The organism is Rhodobacter sp. SY28-1 (genome assembly GCF_005222785.1).
Taxonomy (GTDB): domain Bacteria; phylum Pseudomonadota; class Alphaproteobacteria; order Rhodobacterales; family Rhodobacteraceae; genus Tabrizicola.
The window spans coordinates 720607-739134 of the sequence record NZ_STGH01000003.1 but is presented as its reverse complement, the minus strand read 5'-3'; the positions used below and the strand labels follow the sequence as shown (position 1 = coordinate 739134).

The window sequence follows — 18528 nt, the reverse complement described above, 5'->3', positions numbered from 1 at the left end:
GAGAATGCCCGACTGTGGACAGGCCCCTTGCGCGGGGCTAGATGGGGGACCGAACTCCCGCATCCTGTCCAAGGACCGCCCCAGAATGGCTTCGCTGAACGACATCCGCTCGACCTTCCTCGACTTCTTCCGCCGCAACGACCACCGGGTGGTGGACAGTTCGCCCCTCGTGCCGCGGAACGACCCGACGTTGATGTTCACCAACTCGGGCATGGTTCAGTTCAAGAACCTCTTCACCGGGGTCGAGACGCGGGACTACAAGCGCGCAACGACGGCGCAGAAGTGCGTGCGGGCAGGGGGCAAGCACAACGATCTGGACAACGTGGGCTACACCGCGCGGCACCATACCTTCTTTGAAATGCTGGGGAATTTCTCCTTCGGCGACTATTTCAAGGAACAGGCCATCGCCTTCGCGTGGGAGCTTCTGACGAAGGACTTCGGTCTTGCCAAGGACAAGCTTCTCGTCACCGTCTACCATACTGATGATGAGGCGGCGGGAATCTGGAAGAAGGTCTCGGGCCTGACCGACGACCGGATCATCCGCATCGCTTCCGACGACAACTTCTGGCGGATGGGCCCCACGGGTCCTTGCGGCCCTTGCACCGAGATCTTCTACGACCATGGCCCGCATATTTGGGGCGGCCCTCCGGGCTCGGCTGAGGAGGACGGCGACCGGTTCATCGAGATCTGGAACAACGTCTTCATGCAGAACGAACAGTTCGCCGACGGGCGGCTGGTTCCCCTGGAGATGCAGTCGATTGACACTGGAATGGGGCTGGAGCGGATCGGGGCGCTGCTGCAGGGCAAGCACGACAATTACGATACCGATCTGATGCGCAGCCTGATCGAGGCCAGCGCGAACGTCACCAGCCAAGACCCTGATGGTCCTGGGAAAATTCACCACCGTGTGATTGCCGACCACCTGCGGTCGACCTCCTTCCTGATCGCGGATGGTGTCATGCCTTCGAACGAAGGCCGGGGCTATGTCCTCCGCCGCATCATGCGCCGCGCGATGCGCCACGCCCACATGCTTGGCTCGCAGGACCCGGTTATGCACCGCCTTGTCCCGGCGCTGGTCCGCCAGATGGGCGGGGCCTATCCGGAGCTTTCCCGCGCCCAGTCGCTGATCGAAGAGACCCTGCGCACCGAGGAAACCAAGTTCAAACAGACCCTCGACCGGGGTTTGCGTCTTTTGGACGACGAACTTTCCGGCTTGGCAGAGGGTGCAGCACTCCCGGGTGCTGCGGCTTTCAAGCTTTACGACACCTATGGCTTCCCGCTGGACCTGACCCAAGATGCGCTCCGCGAGAAGGGGCGCGAGGTGGACGTGCAGGGCTTCGACGCCGCGATGGCCGAACAGAAGGCCAAGGCCCGCGCCGCATGGTCGGGCACCGGGGCGGCGGGCGATGCGAAGATCTGGTTCGATCTGGCGGAGGAGCACGGGATCACTGAATTCCTCGGCTACGACACCGAGACGGCCGAAGGTGTGATTACTGCGCTGGTCCGCGACGGCACGACTGTGGGGCAGGCCGAGACCGGCCAGACCGTGCAGATCGTGGTCAACCAGACCCCGTTCTACGCCGAATCCGGCGGCCAGGTCGGCGATGCGGGCCTGATCCGCACGCAGACCGGGTTGGCCGAGGTGACCGATGTGAAGAAGGCCGCCGGAGTCTTCATTCACATCGCGAAGGTCATGGAAGGCACGGTTCTGAAAGGGCAACCCGCGAAGCTGGAGGTTGCGCATAGTCGCCGGTCGGCAATCCGCGCCAACCATTCCGCAACGCACCTCCTTCATGAGGCTCTCCGCCGCACCCTCGGCGATCACGTCGCCCAGCGGGGGTCTTTGAATGCAGCCGACCGCCTGCGTTTCGACTTCAGCCATTCGGCGGCGATTTCGGCCCCGGACCTGCAGACGATTGAGGCGGAGGTCAACGCCTTCATCCGCCAGAACTCGCCCGTCGAGACGCGGATCATGACCCCCGACGATGCCCGTGCCATCGGGGCTCAGGCTTTGTTTGGCGAGAAGTATGGCGAAGAGGTCCGTGTCGTATCGATGGGGACGCTGGAAGGCTCGGGCAAGGGGACGGACAGAAAGACCTATTCGCTGGAGCTTTGCGGCGGCACGCATGTCGGTCGCACTGGGGACATCGGGTCGATGGTGATCCTGTCGGAAAGCGCTTCCTCCGCTGGCGTCCGCCGGATCGAGGCACTGACGGGGCAGGCGGCGCTTGACCACTTGCGCCAGCAGGATGCGCGGCTGAACGACATTGCCGCGATCATCAAGGCTCCGGCGAGCGAGCTTGCGGATCGCATCCGTGCGCTGTTCGATGAACGGAAGGCGCTCGCGAACGAGGTTGCGCAACTGCGGCGCGAGGTTGCTATGGGCGGAAGGGCCGCTGGCCCAGAAGCCAAGGAAATCAACGGGGTGAAGTTCATTGCTCAAGTGCTTTCGGGCGTTTCGGGCAAGGACCTTCCGGCGCTGATCGACGAGATGAAGGCGCGCCTCGGTTCGGGCGCGGTGCTGCTGATCGCCGACACAGGCGCGAAGCCTGCCGTGGCCGCAGGCGTGACCCAGGATCTGACCGCGAAGCTTTCGGCGGTGACATTGGTCAAGGCCGCAGCCGAGGCGATGGGCGGCAAGGGCGGCGGTGGCCGCCCCGACATGGCGCAGGCCGGTGGGGCGGATATCGCCCAGGCCGATGCGGCGATCAAGGCGGCTGAAGCCGCGATGGGGGCCTGACATGCCGACCGCACTCTGGATCGCCCACGTCCATGTCACCGACGCCGAGGCCTATGGCCGCTATGCCAAGGAGGCCGGTCCCGCCATCGCAGCCCATGGCGGGGTCTTCCTTGCCCGCGGTGGCCGATATGTGCAGCTGGAAGGGAACGACCGCGCCCGCAACGTGGTCGCCCGCTTCCCGAGCCTGGAGAAAGCGGTGGAGTGCTACAATTCCGCCGCCTATCAGGCCGCCTTGGCGCACGCGAAAGGTGCTTCGGCCCGCGACCTGATGGTCGTCGAGGAGATCGAGTAAGGTTTTCCTTGATTTGATTGGATTATCTCTCCCGGCCCGTTCGATTTCTGCTAGACTTCGTCGAAAAAGAAGGCGTGAGCAGATGATCCATTTCGCAAATGAGGCACGCTGATGTGCCGTTGGGCCGCGTACACCGGCGCGCCGATCTTCCTGGAGGAGATCGTCAGCCGCCCCGGTCATTCTCTCATCCACCAGTCGCATTGCGCCACCCAGTGCCACACCGCGATTAACGCCGACGGCTTCGGTATCGCCTGGTACGGCATGAAGCCTGAACCCGGCCTTTTCCGCGACGTGCTGCCCGCCTGGTCCGACCCGAATCTGCGCAGCCTGACCGCACAAGTCCAGTCGCACCTGTTCCTTGCCCATGTCCGCGCGAGTACAGGCACCGCCACCAGCCGCAACAACTGCCATCCCTTCACCCATGGAAGGTGGAGCTTCATGCACAACGGTCAGGTCGGCGGCTATGACGCCTTTCGCCGCGACGCCGACATGATGATCCCGGAAAGCCTTTATCCCCACCGCAAGGGTGCGACGGACAGTGAGGCCCTGTTTCTGGTGGCCCTGGCCGAGGGGCTGAACGAAGACCCGCGCGGCGCGTTGGAGCGGGCTGCGGCGCGCTTTATCGGGCTTGCCCGGCAGAAGGGGGCAGCTCCGCATCTCCGGATGACCGCAGCGCTGTCGGACGGGCAAAGACTTTATGCAGTGCGCTATGCCACCGACGCTGCGGCGCCGTCCCTGTATCACCGCTGGTCCGATACCCGACAGGGCCGGGCGGTCGTGTCCGAGCCGCTGGAGGCTGAGGAGGGCGGTTGGGAGGAAGTTCCGCCGTCCAGTTTCTGTACCTTCGACGGCGCAGAGGTGCGCGTGGAGGACTTCTTGCCCTGTCGACTGGCTGCAGCGGCCTGATCCAGAGGACAGGGTCAGGCCTACACGCTGGTCACGGTCCCGCAACCGCTTTCGCGTCCAGCCGGTCGAGGAAGATGCGCTGCACTTCAGTCAGCAGGGCATCGACGCTTGCCCGAAAATCGTCCATCGCCCTTTCCGCATCGCCACGCACATAGGGACGCGCGCCGGCTGCGCTGACAATGGCCTCGCGCGCCTGGACCACGTCGCGCAGAAGGGGGCGAAGGCTGCGCATCTCGCCACGCAGGGCAATGCGAAGCTCTTGTCGCAGCTCACCCGGCAGGCGTGCCGCTGCCGCCTCGGGGCCGAGAAGCTCGGCCCGGGCCTCGCGAATCCGGATCCAGGCGCCGACGGCCACCGCATTGCCAAGAAGTGACAGGACCAGTGCACAAATCAGGGCAATGCGCCCCCAGGATCGGCGCGGCGACGGAGAGGCGGGAGCAGGTGTCGTCATCTCAGAACCCCAGACCAAGCAGCTCGGCGATTGCGGTGATTTCGTCTGGGGCGGCGGGGCCGGCGGCATAGCCCAGGATGGCGGCCAACCCGAGAAGGCCGACGAAGAGGGCGGCTGCAGGAAACGGCTGAACGAGGACTTCGGCAAGCTGCGACGTTCGGGTGGGGGAAGGCTTTGCAAGCCGCGTCAGAACGGCGCGTGACAGCGGGGCCACATCCTCGGCCTCGGGACCCAGCGCCTTGGCAAGGGCCTTGTCCATCGCATCGTCATCTGTCTGTGTCATTCCATCTCCCCCATCATGATGGTGCGAAGCGCGGACCGTGCCCGCACCAGCAATTGCTCCACCGCCCCCGAACTGATCCCCAATGTGGCGGCTATTTCCGAATTCGAAAGCCCGGCGGTCGCCCGCAGCAGCAAGGCTCGTCTTTGTCGGTCCGGCAAGGTTGCAAGGGCCAGATGCGTCCGGGCAAGCGCTTGCCGCGCGGCGATGTCCCGGTCGGCGCCCGGCTGATCGTCAACCGGTTCCGGTGCGGCATCAAGACCGAGAAAACGGCGAAAGCCGGTGCGACGGTTGCGGTCGATCGCCAGGCGCAGGGCAATCCGGTAGACCCAGGTCGCTGGTGAGGCCAGTGTCGGGTCGTAGCGGGCTGCGGCGGCCCAGACCCGCAGGAAGGTCTCCTGCGCCATATCCTCGGCTTCGTGTGGGTTGTCCAGGACCCCGGCAAGAAAGCGCCGCAATCCCGGACCATGCCTCCGGATCAGGACAGCCATCGCCTGCCGGTCTCCGGCGGCAAGTGCTGCCATAGTCTGCCGATCCTCGTCCGCCGTCACACCTGTCACCGCCGGTTCCTGGGCCGAAGCTTGGTCATTCCATGCCGGGAGGCAAGCCCCGGCACGGCACCTGTCGGCCTGAGAAATCAGTCGCCGCGGGTGAAGCTGCGGTCGCGCGTCCGGGTGTTGCCCTTGGGCCCGGTCACCTCGATGCTGGTCGAGAAGAAGCCACGCTCGGCCGTCCGAATCCGGGTTTTCGACGCGGTCTTGCCTTCGGGGCCAGTGAGCAGGGACTGCGTCGTGCAGACCGCCTGGACTTCGCCACGCTCGCAGTCGCGCGAGATCACGGCACTGCCGCCGCGATCATTGGTGACGGTGACATCGGCGAGGGCCGGGGTGACCGAGAAGGCCAACAGGCCAAGCAGGAAAACGCTGCGCATGATCTGATCCTTGTGGAAGTTCGGTTGGGTCAAGCGTGTCACGGCGCAAGGTCATCCCGCGTCGTATCTGGTCATACGGCGGCGCTTCGACCTCCCTACGGGGCTGGACGCAATAAAGTTGGGCACAGGGGATTGGTGCGCTATCTGGTATTCCGTTGCATGCCGATAAAAGCATGGATTTCCACGGAAAATCTGGATATGCGCGAAACTGACCTGCCTGTGTCCGGACTTGGATTGATGCCGATCATTGACCATCCCCTGCGCTATGCCACGGTGAACGAACTGCATGCGCGGCCGTTCCCGTCGCTCGAAGTGCCCTCGACCGCGGTCTATGTCGCGATCAAGGAGCCGGTTCAGGCGCAGAACCGGGACCGGGGCCGCGATCTTGCGCATCTGCTGGCGCTGCTGGACCGCAATGGCTCGGCCCATCCGCAACCCGGGGCGACGCATTTCCAGGGCCCGATCGGGCGGGCGGAACTCAAATGGGAAAGCCATACCGAGTTCGTGACCTATACCGCCTTCACCAAGGGCGTCTCGGCCCGGCCGTTCGATCCGAGCGAGGCCGAGGTACTGCCCGAGGACTGGCTGTCCCAGGCCCCCGGCAAGCGCCTGACCTCGGTGCTGATCCGCGTCGAGACGATGCCTGCCAATGATGAGGAATTGCTCAAGAGGATCGACGACTGGTTTGTTCCGGAAAGCCTGGCGGTCAGTCGGGTGGTGGACGGGGCAGCGGTCGTAGCGGGGGATTTCCGGATCGATCCGGCAGGGCACATGCGCTTTGCGGTCTTTGTCTCGCCTGGGACGGGGACACGCCGGGTGGGTCGCATCGTGCAGCGACTTTGCGAGATCGAGACCTATCGGGCGATGTCGATGCTGGGACTGATGCGGTCGCGCGACCTGTCCGCACGGCTGAATACGCTGGACCCGAAGCTGTCGGCGCTGGTTTCTGGCCTCGACAACGCAGAACCCGCGCCAGAGGTGGCACTGCACAATCTTCTGACGATCTCGGCCGAACTGGAGAGCCTTGCGGTGCAGTTTTCCTTCCGGTTCGGGGCGACCGCGGCCTATGAGGCCATCGTCAACCAGAGGATCGAGGTCCTGCGCGAACAGCGGATCGAGGGGCGGCAGACTTTCGCCGAATTCATGATGCGCCGGTATGACCCGGCGATGCGAACGGTGAAATCATCGGAAAGCCGACTGGCCGCGATGGCCGAACGGGCGGAGCGGGCTGCGGAACTGCTCAGGACCCGGGTGGACGTCGAACGCTCGGCCCAGAACCAGAAGCTTCTGGAAAGCATGGACCAGCGGGCGGACCTGCAGTTACGGCTGCAGCGCACGGTCGAGGGGTTGTCGACGGTGGCGATCAGCTATTACGCAGTCAATCTTGCTGCCTATTTCCTGGAGCCGGCCGCGCATGCCTTGCACATCAGCCACGGGGCGTTGCTGGCTGGGCTGGTGCCGGTCGTGGTGCTGGCGGTCTGGCTGATGGTCCGGCGCATCCGCAAAACGTTGCATTAGATCAGCTAGGGCGTCCTCGTCGGGGGCCGCATGCGACGAGGAACGAAGTCACCGAGGAGCCTTACCGGCCCCGGATGCGCGGGTCGAGTGCGTCGCGGAGGCCGTCGCCGATGTAGTTGACCGAGAGCACCGTCAGCGAGATCGCTAGGCCCGGCCAGACCACGCGTTCGGGGTAGACCTGCATGTACTGCAGGCCGTCGAACAGAAGCCGCCCCCAGGTCGGGAAGTCCGGCGGGAACCCAAGGCCAAGGAACGAAAGCACGGATTCGGTGATGATCGCTTCGGCCACACCCAAAGTGGCGGCGACCATGACGGGCGAGACCACGTTCGGCAGGATGTGCCGCAGGATGATGCGGTTGGGCTTTGCCCCGATCGAGCGGGCAGCAAGCACATACTCGCGTTCCTTCAGCGTCAGTACTTCGCCCCGCACAATCCGTGCCGTGGCCATCCAGGAGGTGATCCCGATGGCAAAGACGATCAGCGTGAAGGCCCCGAGTTCCGGCCCGATGATCCCGGCAATCCGGTCGCGGAACAGCATCACCATGACCAGAAGCAGCGGGATCAGCGGCAGGGCCAGGAACATGTCGGTCAGCCGCATCAGCGGCCCGTCAAGACGACGGAAATAGCCCGCGAGGATCCCTATGAAGGTCCCGAAGACGATGGCGATGACCATTGCCACAAGGCCCACGGCAAGCGACACCCGGCCCGCAAGCAGCATCCGGGCCAGCATGTCGCGCCCAAGCTGGTCAGTGCCAAGCGGAAAGCGCAAAGACGGCCCCTGGTTCTTCAGCTTGATTGCCTCGGCTACCGACAGCTTCTCTGGGATCCACAGATAGGGGCCGATCAGGACGGCGACGATCAGGAAGCCCAGCGTGATTAGCCCGAACAGTGCGCCCTTGTGGGTGCGGAACTGGCTCCAGACGTCGCGAAGCTGGCTGGAGGGTTTCGGCTGCGCCGCGCTTGCGTCAGTCATAGCGGATCCGGGGGTCAAGAAGGCCGTAAAGGATGTCGGCGATCAGGTTGAAAAGGACGATCAGCACCGCAAAGATGAAGGCCAGCGTCTGGACCATCGGGATGTCGTTGGCGTGGATCGCGCCGATCAGGGCCGCGCCGATGCCGTTAACGCCGAACAGGTTCTCGGTGATGATGGCGCCGCCGAAGATGGCAGGGATGCCCAGGGCAATCACCGTGACGACCGGGATAAGCGAGTTGCGCAGGACGTGCTTCAGGACGACAGTGCGTTCCGACATCCCCTTGGCGCGGGCGGTGCGGACATAGTCCATGCCCATGTTGTCCAGCATCGAAGACCGCATGTACCGGCTGATCGCGGCGGCATTGGCCAGGCCAAGCGTCATGACCGGCAGGGCCATCTGCTTGATCTGCTTGACGAAGCTTTCCCAGTCATTGACCACAAGCTGCGTGTCGTACTTCGTCGGGAACCAGCCCAGCCAGACGGCGAAGATTATGATGAACAGGGTGCCGGAGAAGAAGGTCGGCACCGAAAAGCCGATCATCGCAAACAGCGTGCCCGCCTGGTCGAAGACCGAATACTGGCGGTAGGCGGAATAGATGCCGATGGGCACGGCGATCAGGATGCCGACCAGATAGGCGGTGCCGATGACAGTCATGGTCTGAGGCAGGCGCTGGCCGATGATGGTGAAGACGGGGCTGCGCGACTGCCATGACAGGATGCGCTGTTCGCCTTCCGCCCAGGTCGTGCCGAACCAGCTGTCGATCAGGGCCGCAGGCTCCACCCAGAAGAACTGCCGCAGCCAAAGGAAATACCGAACGAAGACCGGCTGATCGGCGCCGAGCGCTTCAATCATCTTCTGGCGGACGTCCGGTGGCACGGTCAGCGGAATTTCGGACATAGGCGAGCCGGGAGCCAGATCGACCAGAAGGAAGATCACCAGAGAGATGACCAACAGGGTCGGTATGGCCAGCAGTAACCTGCGAAGCGTAAAGGTAAGCATGCGCGGCGCGCCTTGGATCGGGGGTGCGAAGGAAGGTGCGGGGCCGGATCGCTCCGGCCCCGCAAGGTCAGGTCACTTGACGCGGAACCAGTCCGCGACGTTCCAGGTTTCCATGTCCCAGGCGTTGATCTGCACGCCGCCAAGGGTGTTGGAATGTGCCGAGAGCGTTCCGCGGTGCACCAGCGGGACCACGATCATGGAGTCCTTCGTCACCATGTCGTTCAGCTTCTTGGCGATCTCCTGCCGCTTGGCCAGATCGGTGGTCTGGGTCAGTTCGGCATGCAGCGCGTCATAGGCCGGGTCGCAGAAGCGGTTGATGTTCTCGCCCTGCCACTGGGTTTCCGGGGTCGGCGCGTTCTTGCACTGGTACTGGCCCAGATAGGTCTCCGGGTCCGGGTTGTCAGAGTTGTTGGCATACATCTCGACGTCGGCATAGAACTTCTGGAAAGTGTCGGGCGAGCCCGGGTCACCGCCGAAGAAGACGCCCGGATCGATGGCTTTCAGCTCGACCTCGACACCCAGTTCGGTCCACCAGTCCTTGATCAGCGCCTGGAAGTCCTGGCGGATCGGGTTGACGGTCGATTGATACAGGATCGACAGCTTCTTGCCGTCCTTGTCGCGGATGCCATCGCCGTCGCTGTCGGTCCAGCCTGCCTCATCAAGCAGCGCTTTCGCGCCTTCCATGTCCTGCGCGATGCAGCCCTGGTTGTCCGATGCCCAAGCTTCCGGTCCGGGGATCACGTTGCAGGTCGGCCGACCGCCTTCGCCATAGCCGACCTCGACCAGGATCGTGCGGTCGATGGCCTTGGACAGCGCGGTGCGCACCTTGATGTCCGACAGGATCGGGTGGGGATGCTTGGCGGTCGAACGCTCGCCTTCGGGCAGTGACGGCGAGGGGTCGGTCGTGTTCATCTCGAGACGCTCGACCAGCGTGCCGAATGCGACGACGAACTGACCCTTGCCGGCGGCAGCCATCGCGGCCTGGCTGTCCGGCGGGATCTGGGTGTTCCAGGCGTAGTCGAATTCGCCGGTCTCCATCACCGCGCGGGCCGAGCCTTCGGCATCACCGCCGCCCTTGATAACGGCCGTGGCAAAGGCGGGCTTGGCCGGGTCACGGTAGTTCGGGTTTGCCGTCATCGAGACGGTGTCGTTGACGGTGAAGCCGGTCACCATGAACGGACCGGTCCCGATCGGCATGTTGTTGGCATCGGTGCAGGTCGGAGCCGCAGCGCCGAGGCAGGCCTCGAACTGCTTCTTCTGCAGGATCGGCGACAGGCCGCTGACGAAGGCGGTGTAGGGATTGGGCTTCGGCGCTGCGAAGTTCACCTTGATGGTGGAAGCGTCGACCGCCTCGACCGAGGCGACACCTTCATACTTGGTCGCCTGGCTGCAGCCGCCTTCGGGGTGGGTGCAGTACTGCCAGGTGAAGACAGCGTCATCGGCGGTGACCGGGGTGCCGTCCGACCAAAGAAGGCCAGGCTGCAGCTTCCAGGTGATCGACATCATGTCAGCGGACACGCCACCGTTTTCCATCGTCGGGATCTCGACCGCGAGGCGCGGGACGAGCACGCCGTCCGGATCGACAACGGCCAGGGGCTCCACCACCATCGCCGCGGCCAGAATGTCCTTGGTCCCGCCCGACAGGTAGGGGTTCATGATCGACACGGCCTGCGGGAAGGTGAGCTTCACCTCACCATCGGTGCCGCGCTCGGCAAAGGCCGCCGGGGCTAGCCCCATCACGGCCACAGCGCCCATAAGGGCTGCTCTCAGTTTCATCGGGTCTCTCCTTGTTGGTTACGCTCGTTGGCCTCGGATCCGCCGGTTGATCCGGCGGCAGGTGTGTATAGATGGCAGGCGACCAGGCGGCCCGGCTCGACTTCTGCAAGCGACGGCTTCACGTTGCGACAGATGTCCATCACCTTCGGGCAGCGGGTGCAGAAGTTGCAGCCTTTCGGCGGATTGGCCGGCGAGGGCACGTCACCCTTGAGGATGATCCGGTTGCGCCGCGCGGCGAGCTCCGGGTCAGGCTCGTTCACGGCGGACAGCAGGGCCTCGGCATAGGGATGAAGGGGGCGCGCATAGAGGTCGCGCGACGGGGACAGTTCCGCGATCCGACCCAGGTACATCACGGCCACCCGCTGCGCCAGATGGCGGACCATCGACAGGTCGTGGCTGATGAAAAGATAGGTCAGGCCCAGCTTTTCCTGCAGGTCCTCCAGCAGGTTGACGACCTGCGCCTGGATCGAGACGTCCAGCGCCGCAATGGGTTCGTCGCAAACGATGAAGCGGGGCTTCAGGGCCAACGCACGGGCGATGCCGATCCGCTGGCGCTGGCCGCCCGAGAATTCATGCGGGAAGCGGTTCACGAAGCGGCGGTTGAGACCGACCTGGTCCATCAGTTCGTAGACGCGCTCCAGCTTCCTGTCGCGGGTCCAGTCGGTGTGTTCGTCCAGGGGTTCGGAGACGATGTCGGCAAGCGTCATTCGGGGATTGAGGCTGGCCTGCGGATCCTGAAAGACCATCTGCATCGTCGGACGTTTCCGGCGCAGAGCCTCGGGTGCGAGTTTCGCCACATCGTCGCCGTCGATGATGACGCGGCCAGCGGTGGGTTCATAAAGCCGCAGCATGGCCCTGCCTACGGTAGACTTGCCGCAGCCGGATTCGCCGACAAGGCCCAGGGTCTGCCCGGCCGTGATATCGAATGACACCCCGTCCACCGCCTTCACGTCGCCGGTGTGCTTGCGGAAGATCCCGGTGTATATCGGGAAGTGCATCTTCAGGTCTTCGACCTGCACAAGCGGCGGTGCGCCCGCGTCAAGCATGGGCGACCTCCGCGCTTGCCGGGGCATGCCAATGGCAGGCGACATCATGCCCCTTGCCAAGCGGCAGCCCGTCGATGGGCCGGCGGGCCGGGTTCAGCTGGTCGCAGGTGTCGTGGCGGAACTCACACCGCGCGCGGAACGGGCAGGCGGTCAGTGGGCCTGACAGGATCGGAGGCTGGCCCTCGATCACCTTGAGCCGCGCATCCCGGGGACCGGAAATGCGGGGGATCGTCTGGAGAAGCGCCCGGGTATACGGGTGCTGCGGGTTCGCGAAAAGCTCGCGCACGGGGGCCTGTTCGACGATCTGCCCGCCATACATAACCATCACCCTGTCTGCGATGCCTGCGATGACGCCAAGGTCGTGCGTGATCCAGATGATCGCCATCCCCAGTTTCTGACGCAGCTCGCGCACCAGTTCCAGAATCTGGGCCTGGATCGTCACATCAAGCGCTGTCGTCGGCTCGTCTGCGATCAGCACATCAGGGTCGCAGGCCAGGGCAATGGCGATCATCACACGCTGGCGCATCCCTCCGGAAAACTGGTGCGGGTACTGATAGAGCCGACGCCTCGCATCCGGAATGCCGACCAGTTCCAGAAGCTCGACGGCCCTGGCTTCGGCCTGGGCTTTCGACATCTTCATGTGCTTGATGAGCGGCTCCATGATCTGGTTGCCCAGGGTGAAGACCGGGTTGAGCGAGGTCATCGGGTCCTGGAACACGAATCCGACCTTGGCCCCACGGACCGACCGCAACTCCTCATCGCTCATCGAAATCAGATCGCGCCCGTTCAGAAACGCCTGACCGCCGCGAACTTCGGCAGGCGGCATCGGCAAAAGCCGCAGCAGCGACATCATCGTGACCGACTTGCCCGAGCCACTTTCTCCGACCACACCCAGCAGCTCACCCTTCCGAAGATGGAAGCTGACATCGTTCACGGCATGAATTTCGCCGCCACGGGTGCGGAAAACGGTCTTTAGGTCCCTGACTTCAAGGACAGACGCGGCCGGTTCGGCCATTCAGTACTCCCCGCGACATTCTTAGGTCTTGTTATTGTTAGCTGTTTTTTCAGCTGTGCAGCTTGTGGTTGCTGCCTTGTCGTCAACTCTTTCCGATTCTCGGTCTTCTATCAATCCCGATTTGGCGCGCGATTCCAGACTGTTCATCAGGCAGAATGACCGAACCTTACGTCACTTTGCCAGATATTGACTTGGCCTGGACCCGAAGACAGGCTGGCTACCAAATGTAGTCATGGCAAGGGAAATCGCGATGGCCGTGCTGACGCCGCGTCAGATTCTGGATCAGTTGGTCAAATTTCCGACGGTCAGCCGCGAATCGAACCTAGAGCTCGTCGACTGGCTTGAGGGTTATCTGACGGGGCAGGGGGTGAAGTGCTTCCGGCACTGGAACGAGGACCGGCAGAAGGCGGCGCTGATTGCCCATGCGGGCCCGTGGGTGGAAGGCGCGGTGGTCCTGTCAGGCCATTCCGACGTGGTGCCGGTGGACGGGCAGGACTGGACTTCGGACCCCTGGACAGTGGTTGAACGCGACGGTCGCCTTTACGGGCGCGGGACCTGTGACATGAAGGGCTATGTGGCGCTGGCAGTCTGGGCTGTGGTCGAGGCCCAGTCGCGGGGCGTGGCACGGCCGTTGCAACTGGCGCTGTCCTACGACGAGGAGGTGGGTTGCACAGGCGCCCCGCCAATGATCCGCACGATGCAGGAGGTGGTGCCGAAGGGTGAGATCGCGCTGATCGGCGAACCCTCGCGGATGAAGGTCATCACCGGGCACAAGGGGGGCACCGGCTATGCGGTGCATGTGAAGGGGTATGAAGTGCATTCCTCGCTGTTGCCCGAGGGCGTTTCGGCGGTGATGGAGGCGGCGCGGCTGATCCAGTGGGTCAACGACCACAATGATGCGATCCAGGCGAAGGCGCCGGGCGCTATCGGCGCACGGTTCCATCCGCCGTTCACGACGCTGCATGTGGGGCGGATCCATGGCGGGACAGCGGACAACATCACGGCAGGGGACTGCCGGTTCGCGGTCGAGATGCGCTGCGTGCCTGACGACAACATCGAGGCTCATGCCGGGGCGTTCCGCGAGGCGGCAATGGCTTTGGACAGGGCGCTGAAGGCGAAGCGCCCCGAGGCGGGCGTTCATCTGAACAAGTTCTTCGACGTGTCCCCCCTGCGGCCCGAGGTGGACGGGGCGGCCGACGCCTTGGCGCGGGCCTTGACCGGGGACAATGCAACCGGCGTGGTCTCCTATGGCACGGAAGCCGGGCAGTTCCAGGATGCGGGCTACTCGGCAGTGGTGATCGGACCGGGCGACATCGCCCAGGCGCATCAGGCGGACGAGTATCTGGAGGTGTCCGAGTTCCAGGCGGGCCACCGCTTCATGGATCGGCTGCTGGAGCGTTGCGCATGAGCTTCCCGATTTCGGAGACCTCTCCGGTCCGCTTTGCCGGGGCGTTGCCGCCGCGCGCGGATGTTGTTGTGGTGGGCGGGGGCGTCATCGGGGTGATGACGGCGTGGTTCCTTCGCGAGAAGGGCCTTTCGGTTGTCGTCTGCGAGAAGGGGCACATCGCCGGGGAGCAATCGGGGCGGAACTGGGGCTGGGTGCGCCAGCAGGGCAGGGACCCGGGCGAATTGCCGATCATGGTCGAAAGCCTGTCGATCTGGAAGCGCCTCGCGGCCGAGATGGGCGAAGGGCTGGGCTTCAAGCAGACCGGTGTGCTGTACTTGGCGAAAACCGAGCGTGAGATCGAGGGCTTCGAGGCCTGGACAGAGCATTCCCGCGCGCACCAGCTTGATACGCGGCTGCTGACCGCCGGTGAGACTATGGCAATGCTGAAGGGGGCCGCCGCGCCGTGGAAAGGCGCGCTTTGGACCGCCTCGGACGCACGCGCCGAGCCCTGGGTGGCGGTCCCGGCTTTGGCGGCGGTGGCTGAGGAGAAGGGCGTTGTGATCCGCGAGGCCTGCGCGGTGCGGGGGCTGGACCTGGCGGCGGGCCGGGTCGCGGGGGTGGTGACCGAGGCAGGGCGCATCGCCTGCGACCATGTCGTCGTGGCGGCAGGGGCCTGGTCGCGGCTGTTCCTCGGTGCGCACGGGATCAGCATCCCGCAGCTGTCGGTTCTGGCTTCGGTGGCGGCAACCGAACCGATGCCGGAGATATTTCCGGGCAATGCGGCGGACGATGACTTCGCCTTCCGGCGGCGTGCGGACGGGGGCTATTCGATTGCCCCTGGCGCGCGACACGACTTCTTCATCGGGCGCGATGCTTTCCGCAGTTTCGGTGTCTATCTGCCCGTTCTGAAAAAGGATTTCCGGTCGACCAATTTCCGTCTGGCGGCCCCGAAAGGCTTCCCGGACGCCTGGGGCACCCCGCGCCGCTGGTCGATGGATGCGCCCAGCCCCTTTGAGCGGCGGCGCATCCTGAACCCTGCGCCGAACATGCAGACCCTGGGCGAGGTGCAGGAAAATTTCGCCAGGGCCTTCCCCTCGCTGGGCCGACCGAAGCTGAAGACCGCCTGGGCCGGCATGATCGACAGCCTGCCGGATGTGGTGCCCATCGTCGACCACGCCCCGATCCCCGGCCTGACCATCGCCACCGGGATGAGCGGGCACGGCTTCGGGATCGGGCCGGGCATGGGGCGCGTCGTAGCGGATCTGGTGATGGGCCGACCCGTGGGCCACGACCTCAGCCGCTTTCGCCTGTCGCGGTTCAGTGATGTCAGCCGGATAGAACCGGGCCCGAGTCTTTAGTCGACGGTCGCAGGGTAGCCTGCATCGTCCAGCGCCTTCAACCGCGCGGCGGCGGGGGCCGTGCCGATCACTTCGACCTTGCGGGTTCCAAGGTCGACCTTGACCTCGCTGACCTGCGGCACGGTGCCAAGCGCGGATTCGACCGTGGCCTTGCAGTGGCCGCAGCTCATGTCGGGAACGGAAAGTGTGGTCATGGGCCTGTCCTCTTCACCGGCGATTGGGTCTCAGCTTTGTCGCCGCGTCAAGGGCTTGTGCGGGAAGTGCGACATCGCTGCCGATCTTCCGCGAATTTCGCCGAATCGGATTTCCAAACCGCTTTAAATCAACTAAATGGACTTAATGTTTGCGGTAACAGGTCGTTTTGACCGCAAGCCCCCGAAAGCTTGCTTGACCGCCGTCCTGCGGCGCTTAGGCTTCCTCAGGAGTAGACCTTGCTGGATAAGCCCGTGACCGACCTCAGTGTGACCCCGAACCTTCTGCAGGCCGACATCCTGCGCCATCTGACCTTCACGGTGGGCAAGGACGCCCCGCATGCGTCTGTCCATGACTGGCGCATGGCGCTAAGCCACGCGATCCGCGACCAGATCGTCGAGCCGTGGTTCGCGTCTACCCGACGGACCTGGGCCGAAGACAAGAAGCGCGTCTACTATCTGTCGATGGAGTTCTTGATCGGTCGGATCCTTGAGGACGCGACGATCAACCTCGGGCTCTATGATGCGGCCAACGAGGCGATGGCTGCCGTGGGCGTCGATTTGCGTGCCGTGATCGACGACGAACCCGACGCGGCGCTTGGGAATGGCGGCTTGGGGCGGCTGGCGGCCTGCTTCATGGAATCGATGGCAACGCTGGGCTGCCCTGCCTATGGCTACGGGATCCGGTATGAGCATGGCCTCTTCCGCCAGCACTTCGATCACGGCCGCCAGATCGAAACGCCGGAAAATTGGCTTGCACAGGCGCATCCGTGGGAATTTGCGCGACCCGAAAGCGCCTACACCGTGGGTTTCAAGGGTCATGTCGAAAGCCGCGATGGAAAGGACGTCTGGTATCAGCAGGAGACGGTGACCGCCGAGGCCTACGATACCCCCGTCATCGGCTGGCAGGGAAAATGGGCAAATACCCTGCGGCTCTGGGGGGCGAAGGGGACGACGAACTTCGACCTCGAACGCTTCAACCGTGGGGACTACACGGCTGCAGCAGAACCGGAGACGCTGGCGCGGACCCTGTCGCGCGTGCTCTACCCGGATGACACCACCTACCAGGGCAAGGAGTTGCGGCTGAAGCAGGAGTTCTTCCTGACTTCGGCCGCCCTGCAGGACATCCTGCGGCGCTATCTGTCCAACCATGCGGACCTCCGCGCCCTGCCGCGGCACGTCGCGATCCAGATGAACGACACCCACCCGGCGATAGCAGGCCCGGAACTGATCCGCCTTCTGTCGGACGAACATGGACTGCCCTTCGATGAGGCCCTGACCATCGCGCGGGCCTGTCTGGGCTATACCAACCATACCTTGTTGCCGGAAGCCCTTGAAAGATGGGCCACTTTCACGTTCGGGAATGTGCTGCCACGCCACATGCAGATCGTCGAGAGGATCGACAGCTGGCACCGCCGCGCCTATCCGAACCGGCCGCACTATGTGGGCATCGTCAAGCACCAGGAAGTGCGGATGGGCGAACTCGCCTTCATCATGAGCCACAAGGTGAATGGCGTCTCAGCGCTGCATTCGGATCTGGTGAAGAAGAACCTGTTCCCGGAACTGAACGGCCTGCATCCCGGACGGATCATCAACCAGACCAACGGCGTGACGCCACGCCGTTGGCTGCGCATGGCGAACCGACCACTGTCCTCGCTTATTACCGAGACAATCGGTGCGGGCTGGGAAGCAGACCTCGACCACTTGCGCGCGCTGGAACCGCATATTGCGGACAAGGGTTTCCGCCAGGGGTTTGCTGCGGCAAAACGCGAAAACAAGGTGGTGCTGTCGAACTGGATCGGGCGCGAGATGGGGATTTCGGTGTCGCCCGATGCGCTGTTCGACGTGCAGATCAAGCGGATTCATGAATACAAACGGCAGTTGCTGAACATCCTGGAAACCATAGCGCACTGGCACAAGGTGCGGTCGAACCCCAAGGCGGGATGGGTCCCGCGGGTGAAGGTTTTCGGTGGGAAGGCCGCGCCAGGCTATGCGGTTGCAAAGGAAATCATCCGTCTTATCAACGACGTGGCCGAGGTCGTTAATTCTGACCCCGTGTCAGGCGATCTGCTGAAGATCATCTACCCGCCAAACTACAACGTCACCATGGCGGAACGGGTGATCCCGGCGGCAGATCTGTCAGAGCAGATTTCGACGGCGGGGAAAGAGGCATCCGGCACCGGGAACATGAAGTTCATGATGAACGGCGCGCCGACGATCGGGACGCTGGACGGGGCCAACGTGGAAATCCTGCAGGAGGTCGGTGCGGAGAACTTCTTCCTGTTCGGCCTGACCGCCGAGGAAGTTGCCAAGCGGCGCGAAGACCCTGACCATGCCAAGAAGGCGATCGAGGCGAGCCAGCCACTGATGGATGTGTTGCAGATGATTGCCGAAGGCCGGTTCTCGCCCGATGAGCCGGAGCGGTATCATGGCCTTGTGCACCGGGTCTGGCACCACGACTACTTCCTGGTGGCCGCCGATTTCGCGGCCTACCACGCCGCGCAGGGCGAGGTGGACAAGGCCTATCTTGACCGCGATCGCTGGTGGAAGATGGCGGCGATGAACACGGCGCGGAGCGGGTTCTTCTCGTCCGACCGGACGATCCGCAGTTACATGGAAGAGATCTGGCAGGCGACGTCTGCCCTCTGACACGCTTTCGGGAGG

General features: G+C 64.1%; 17 protein-coding genes. 7 read left to right on the top strand and 10 right to left on the bottom strand.

The features are described from left to right. The first annotated feature begins 85 nt into the window (after positions 1-85). From alaS to E8M84_RS17770, 3 genes are all read left to right on the top strand, one after another. Positions 86-2740, top strand: coding sequence for an alanine--tRNA ligase (alaS, locus tag E8M84_RS17780; protein WP_137112530.1), 2655 nt, complete (start codon positions 86-88; stop codon positions 2738-2740). 1 nt (position 2741) lies between these two features. Further along, positions 2742-3032, top strand: a complete 291-nt coding sequence (locus tag E8M84_RS17775) for a DUF1330 domain-containing protein (RefSeq protein WP_137112529.1) — start codon at positions 2742-2744, stop codon at positions 3030-3032. 111 nt (positions 3033-3143) lie between these two features. Beyond that, a complete protein-coding gene (locus E8M84_RS17770) occupies positions 3144-3938 on the top strand; it encodes a class II glutamine amidotransferase (protein WP_137112528.1) in 795 nt (264 codons plus the stop codon). A gap of 31 nt (positions 3939-3969) precedes the next feature. Here the strand turns inward: E8M84_RS17770 and E8M84_RS17765 are convergent, their stop codons facing one another. The 4 genes from E8M84_RS17765 to E8M84_RS17750 form a co-directional block, all read right to left on the bottom strand. Continuing rightward, entirely contained in the window at positions 3970-4389 is a 420-nt protein-coding gene (locus E8M84_RS17765; protein ID WP_170971981.1) for a periplasmic heavy metal sensor, read from the bottom strand. Position 4390: 1 nt separating this feature from the next. Then, the gene (locus tag E8M84_RS17760) at positions 4391-4672 is read right to left on the bottom strand and encodes a hypothetical protein (RefSeq protein ID WP_137112526.1); all 282 of its coding nucleotides are present in this window, start codon (positions 4670-4672) and stop codon (positions 4391-4393) included. Beyond that, entirely contained in the window at positions 4669-5193 is a 525-nt protein-coding gene (locus E8M84_RS17755; protein ID WP_137112525.1) for an RNA polymerase sigma factor, read from the bottom strand. Before E8M84_RS17755 ends, E8M84_RS17760 begins: the two co-directional genes overlap by 4 nt. A 113-nt stretch (positions 5194-5306) precedes the next feature. Further along, positions 5307-5600, bottom strand: a complete 294-nt coding sequence (locus E8M84_RS17750) for a hypothetical protein (RefSeq protein ID WP_137112524.1) — start codon at positions 5598-5600, stop codon at positions 5307-5309. 234 nt (positions 5601-5834) lie between these two features. On the opposite strand from E8M84_RS17750, the gene E8M84_RS17745 reads away from it, so the two are divergent. Beyond that, a complete protein-coding gene (locus E8M84_RS17745) occupies positions 5835-7118 on the top strand; it encodes a DUF3422 family protein (protein WP_137112810.1) in 1284 nt (427 codons plus the stop codon). 61 nt (positions 7119-7179) lie between these two features. Here the strand turns inward: E8M84_RS17745 and E8M84_RS17740 are convergent, their stop codons facing one another. From E8M84_RS17740 to E8M84_RS17720, 5 genes are all read right to left on the bottom strand, one after another. After that, entirely contained in the window at positions 7180-8091 is a 912-nt protein-coding gene (locus tag E8M84_RS17740) for an ABC transporter permease (protein WP_137112523.1), read from the bottom strand. Then, the gene (locus E8M84_RS17735) at positions 8084-9091 is read right to left on the bottom strand and encodes an ABC transporter permease (RefSeq protein WP_137112522.1); all 1008 of its coding nucleotides are present in this window, start codon (positions 9089-9091) and stop codon (positions 8084-8086) included. The genes E8M84_RS17740 and E8M84_RS17735 overlap by 8 nt, the downstream gene beginning before the upstream one ends. Positions 9092-9163: 72 nt before the next feature. Then, on the bottom strand, positions 9164-10867 hold the full coding sequence (locus tag E8M84_RS17730) for a peptide ABC transporter substrate-binding protein (RefSeq protein ID WP_137112521.1): 1704 nt from the start codon (positions 10865-10867) through the stop codon (positions 9164-9166). Further along, positions 10864-11913: an ABC transporter ATP-binding protein gene (locus E8M84_RS17725; RefSeq protein WP_137112520.1), complete on the bottom strand. Its 1050-nt coding sequence runs from the start codon at positions 11911-11913 to the stop codon at positions 10864-10866. The genes E8M84_RS17730 and E8M84_RS17725 overlap by 4 nt, the downstream gene beginning before the upstream one ends. Beyond that, the gene (locus E8M84_RS17720) at positions 11906-12928 is read right to left on the bottom strand and encodes an ABC transporter ATP-binding protein (RefSeq protein WP_137112519.1); all 1023 of its coding nucleotides are present in this window, start codon (positions 12926-12928) and stop codon (positions 11906-11908) included. Before E8M84_RS17720 ends, E8M84_RS17725 begins: the two co-directional genes overlap by 8 nt. A gap of 232 nt (positions 12929-13160) precedes the next feature. Between E8M84_RS17720 and argE the strand changes: the two genes are divergently transcribed. Continuing rightward, on the top strand, positions 13161-14336 hold the full coding sequence (gene argE / locus E8M84_RS17715) for an acetylornithine deacetylase (RefSeq protein ID WP_240790439.1): 1176 nt from the start codon (positions 13161-13163) through the stop codon (positions 14334-14336). Next, positions 14333-15673, top strand: a complete 1341-nt coding sequence (locus E8M84_RS17710) for an FAD-binding oxidoreductase (RefSeq protein ID WP_137112518.1) — start codon at positions 14333-14335, stop codon at positions 15671-15673. The genes argE and E8M84_RS17710 overlap by 4 nt, the downstream gene beginning before the upstream one ends. Here the strand turns inward: E8M84_RS17710 and E8M84_RS17705 are convergent. Continuing rightward, positions 15670-15867, bottom strand: coding sequence for a heavy-metal-associated domain-containing protein (locus E8M84_RS17705; RefSeq protein WP_137112517.1), 198 nt, complete (start codon positions 15865-15867; stop codon positions 15670-15672). The genes E8M84_RS17710 and E8M84_RS17705 overlap by 4 nt on opposite strands. Positions 15868-16119: 252 nt before the next feature. Between E8M84_RS17705 and E8M84_RS17700 the strand changes: the two genes are divergently transcribed. Then, on the top strand, positions 16120-18513 hold the full coding sequence (locus E8M84_RS17700; protein WP_170971980.1) for a glycogen/starch/alpha-glucan phosphorylase: 2394 nt from the start codon (positions 16120-16122) through the stop codon (positions 18511-18513). Positions 18514-18528: the final 15 nt, after the last annotated feature.

Excerpts from the sequence above, each read along its gene's own strand:
- E8M84_RS17740 (WP_137112523.1), bottom strand. The coding sequence starts at position 8,091 with ATGACTGACGCAAGCGCGGCGCAGCCGAAACCCTCCAGCCAGCTTCGC.
- E8M84_RS17730 (WP_137112521.1), bottom strand. The coding sequence starts at position 10,867 with ATGAAACTGAGAGCAGCCCTTATGGGCGCTGTGGCCGTGATGGGGCTA.
- E8M84_RS17720 (WP_137112519.1), bottom strand. The coding sequence starts at position 12,928 with ATGGCCGAACCGGCCGCGTCTGTCCTTGAAGTCAGGGACCTAAAGACC.
- E8M84_RS17705 (WP_137112517.1), bottom strand. The coding sequence starts at position 15,867 with ATGACCACACTTTCCGTTCCCGACATGAGCTGCGGCCACTGCAAGGCC.
- E8M84_RS17710 (WP_137112518.1), top strand. The coding sequence starts at position 14,333 with ATGAGCTTCCCGATTTCGGAGACCTCTCCGGTCCGCTTTGCCGGGGCG.
- E8M84_RS17725 (WP_137112520.1), bottom strand. The coding sequence starts at position 11,913 with ATGCTTGACGCGGGCGCACCGCCGCTTGTGCAGGTCGAAGACCTGAAG.
- argE (WP_240790439.1), top strand. The coding sequence starts at position 13,161 with ATGGCAAGGGAAATCGCGATGGCCGTGCTGACGCCGCGTCAGATTCTG.
- E8M84_RS17760 (WP_137112526.1), bottom strand. The coding sequence starts at position 4,672 with ATGACACAGACAGATGACGATGCGATGGACAAGGCCCTTGCCAAGGCG.
- E8M84_RS17750 (WP_137112524.1), bottom strand. The coding sequence starts at position 5,600 with ATGCGCAGCGTTTTCCTGCTTGGCCTGTTGGCCTTCTCGGTCACCCCG.
- E8M84_RS17775 (WP_137112529.1), top strand. The coding sequence starts at position 2,742 with ATGCCGACCGCACTCTGGATCGCCCACGTCCATGTCACCGACGCCGAG.
- E8M84_RS17770 (WP_137112528.1), top strand. The coding sequence starts at position 3,144 with ATGTGCCGTTGGGCCGCGTACACCGGCGCGCCGATCTTCCTGGAGGAG.
- alaS (WP_137112530.1), top strand. The coding sequence starts at position 86 with ATGGCTTCGCTGAACGACATCCGCTCGACCTTCCTCGACTTCTTCCGC.
- E8M84_RS17765 (WP_170971981.1), bottom strand. The coding sequence starts at position 4,389 with ATGACGACACCTGCTCCCGCCTCTCCGTCGCCGCGCCGATCCTGGGGG.
- E8M84_RS17735 (WP_137112522.1), bottom strand. The coding sequence starts at position 9,091 with ATGCTTACCTTTACGCTTCGCAGGTTACTGCTGGCCATACCGACCCTG.
- E8M84_RS17755 (WP_137112525.1), bottom strand. The coding sequence starts at position 5,193 with ATGGCAGCACTTGCCGCCGGAGACCGGCAGGCGATGGCTGTCCTGATC.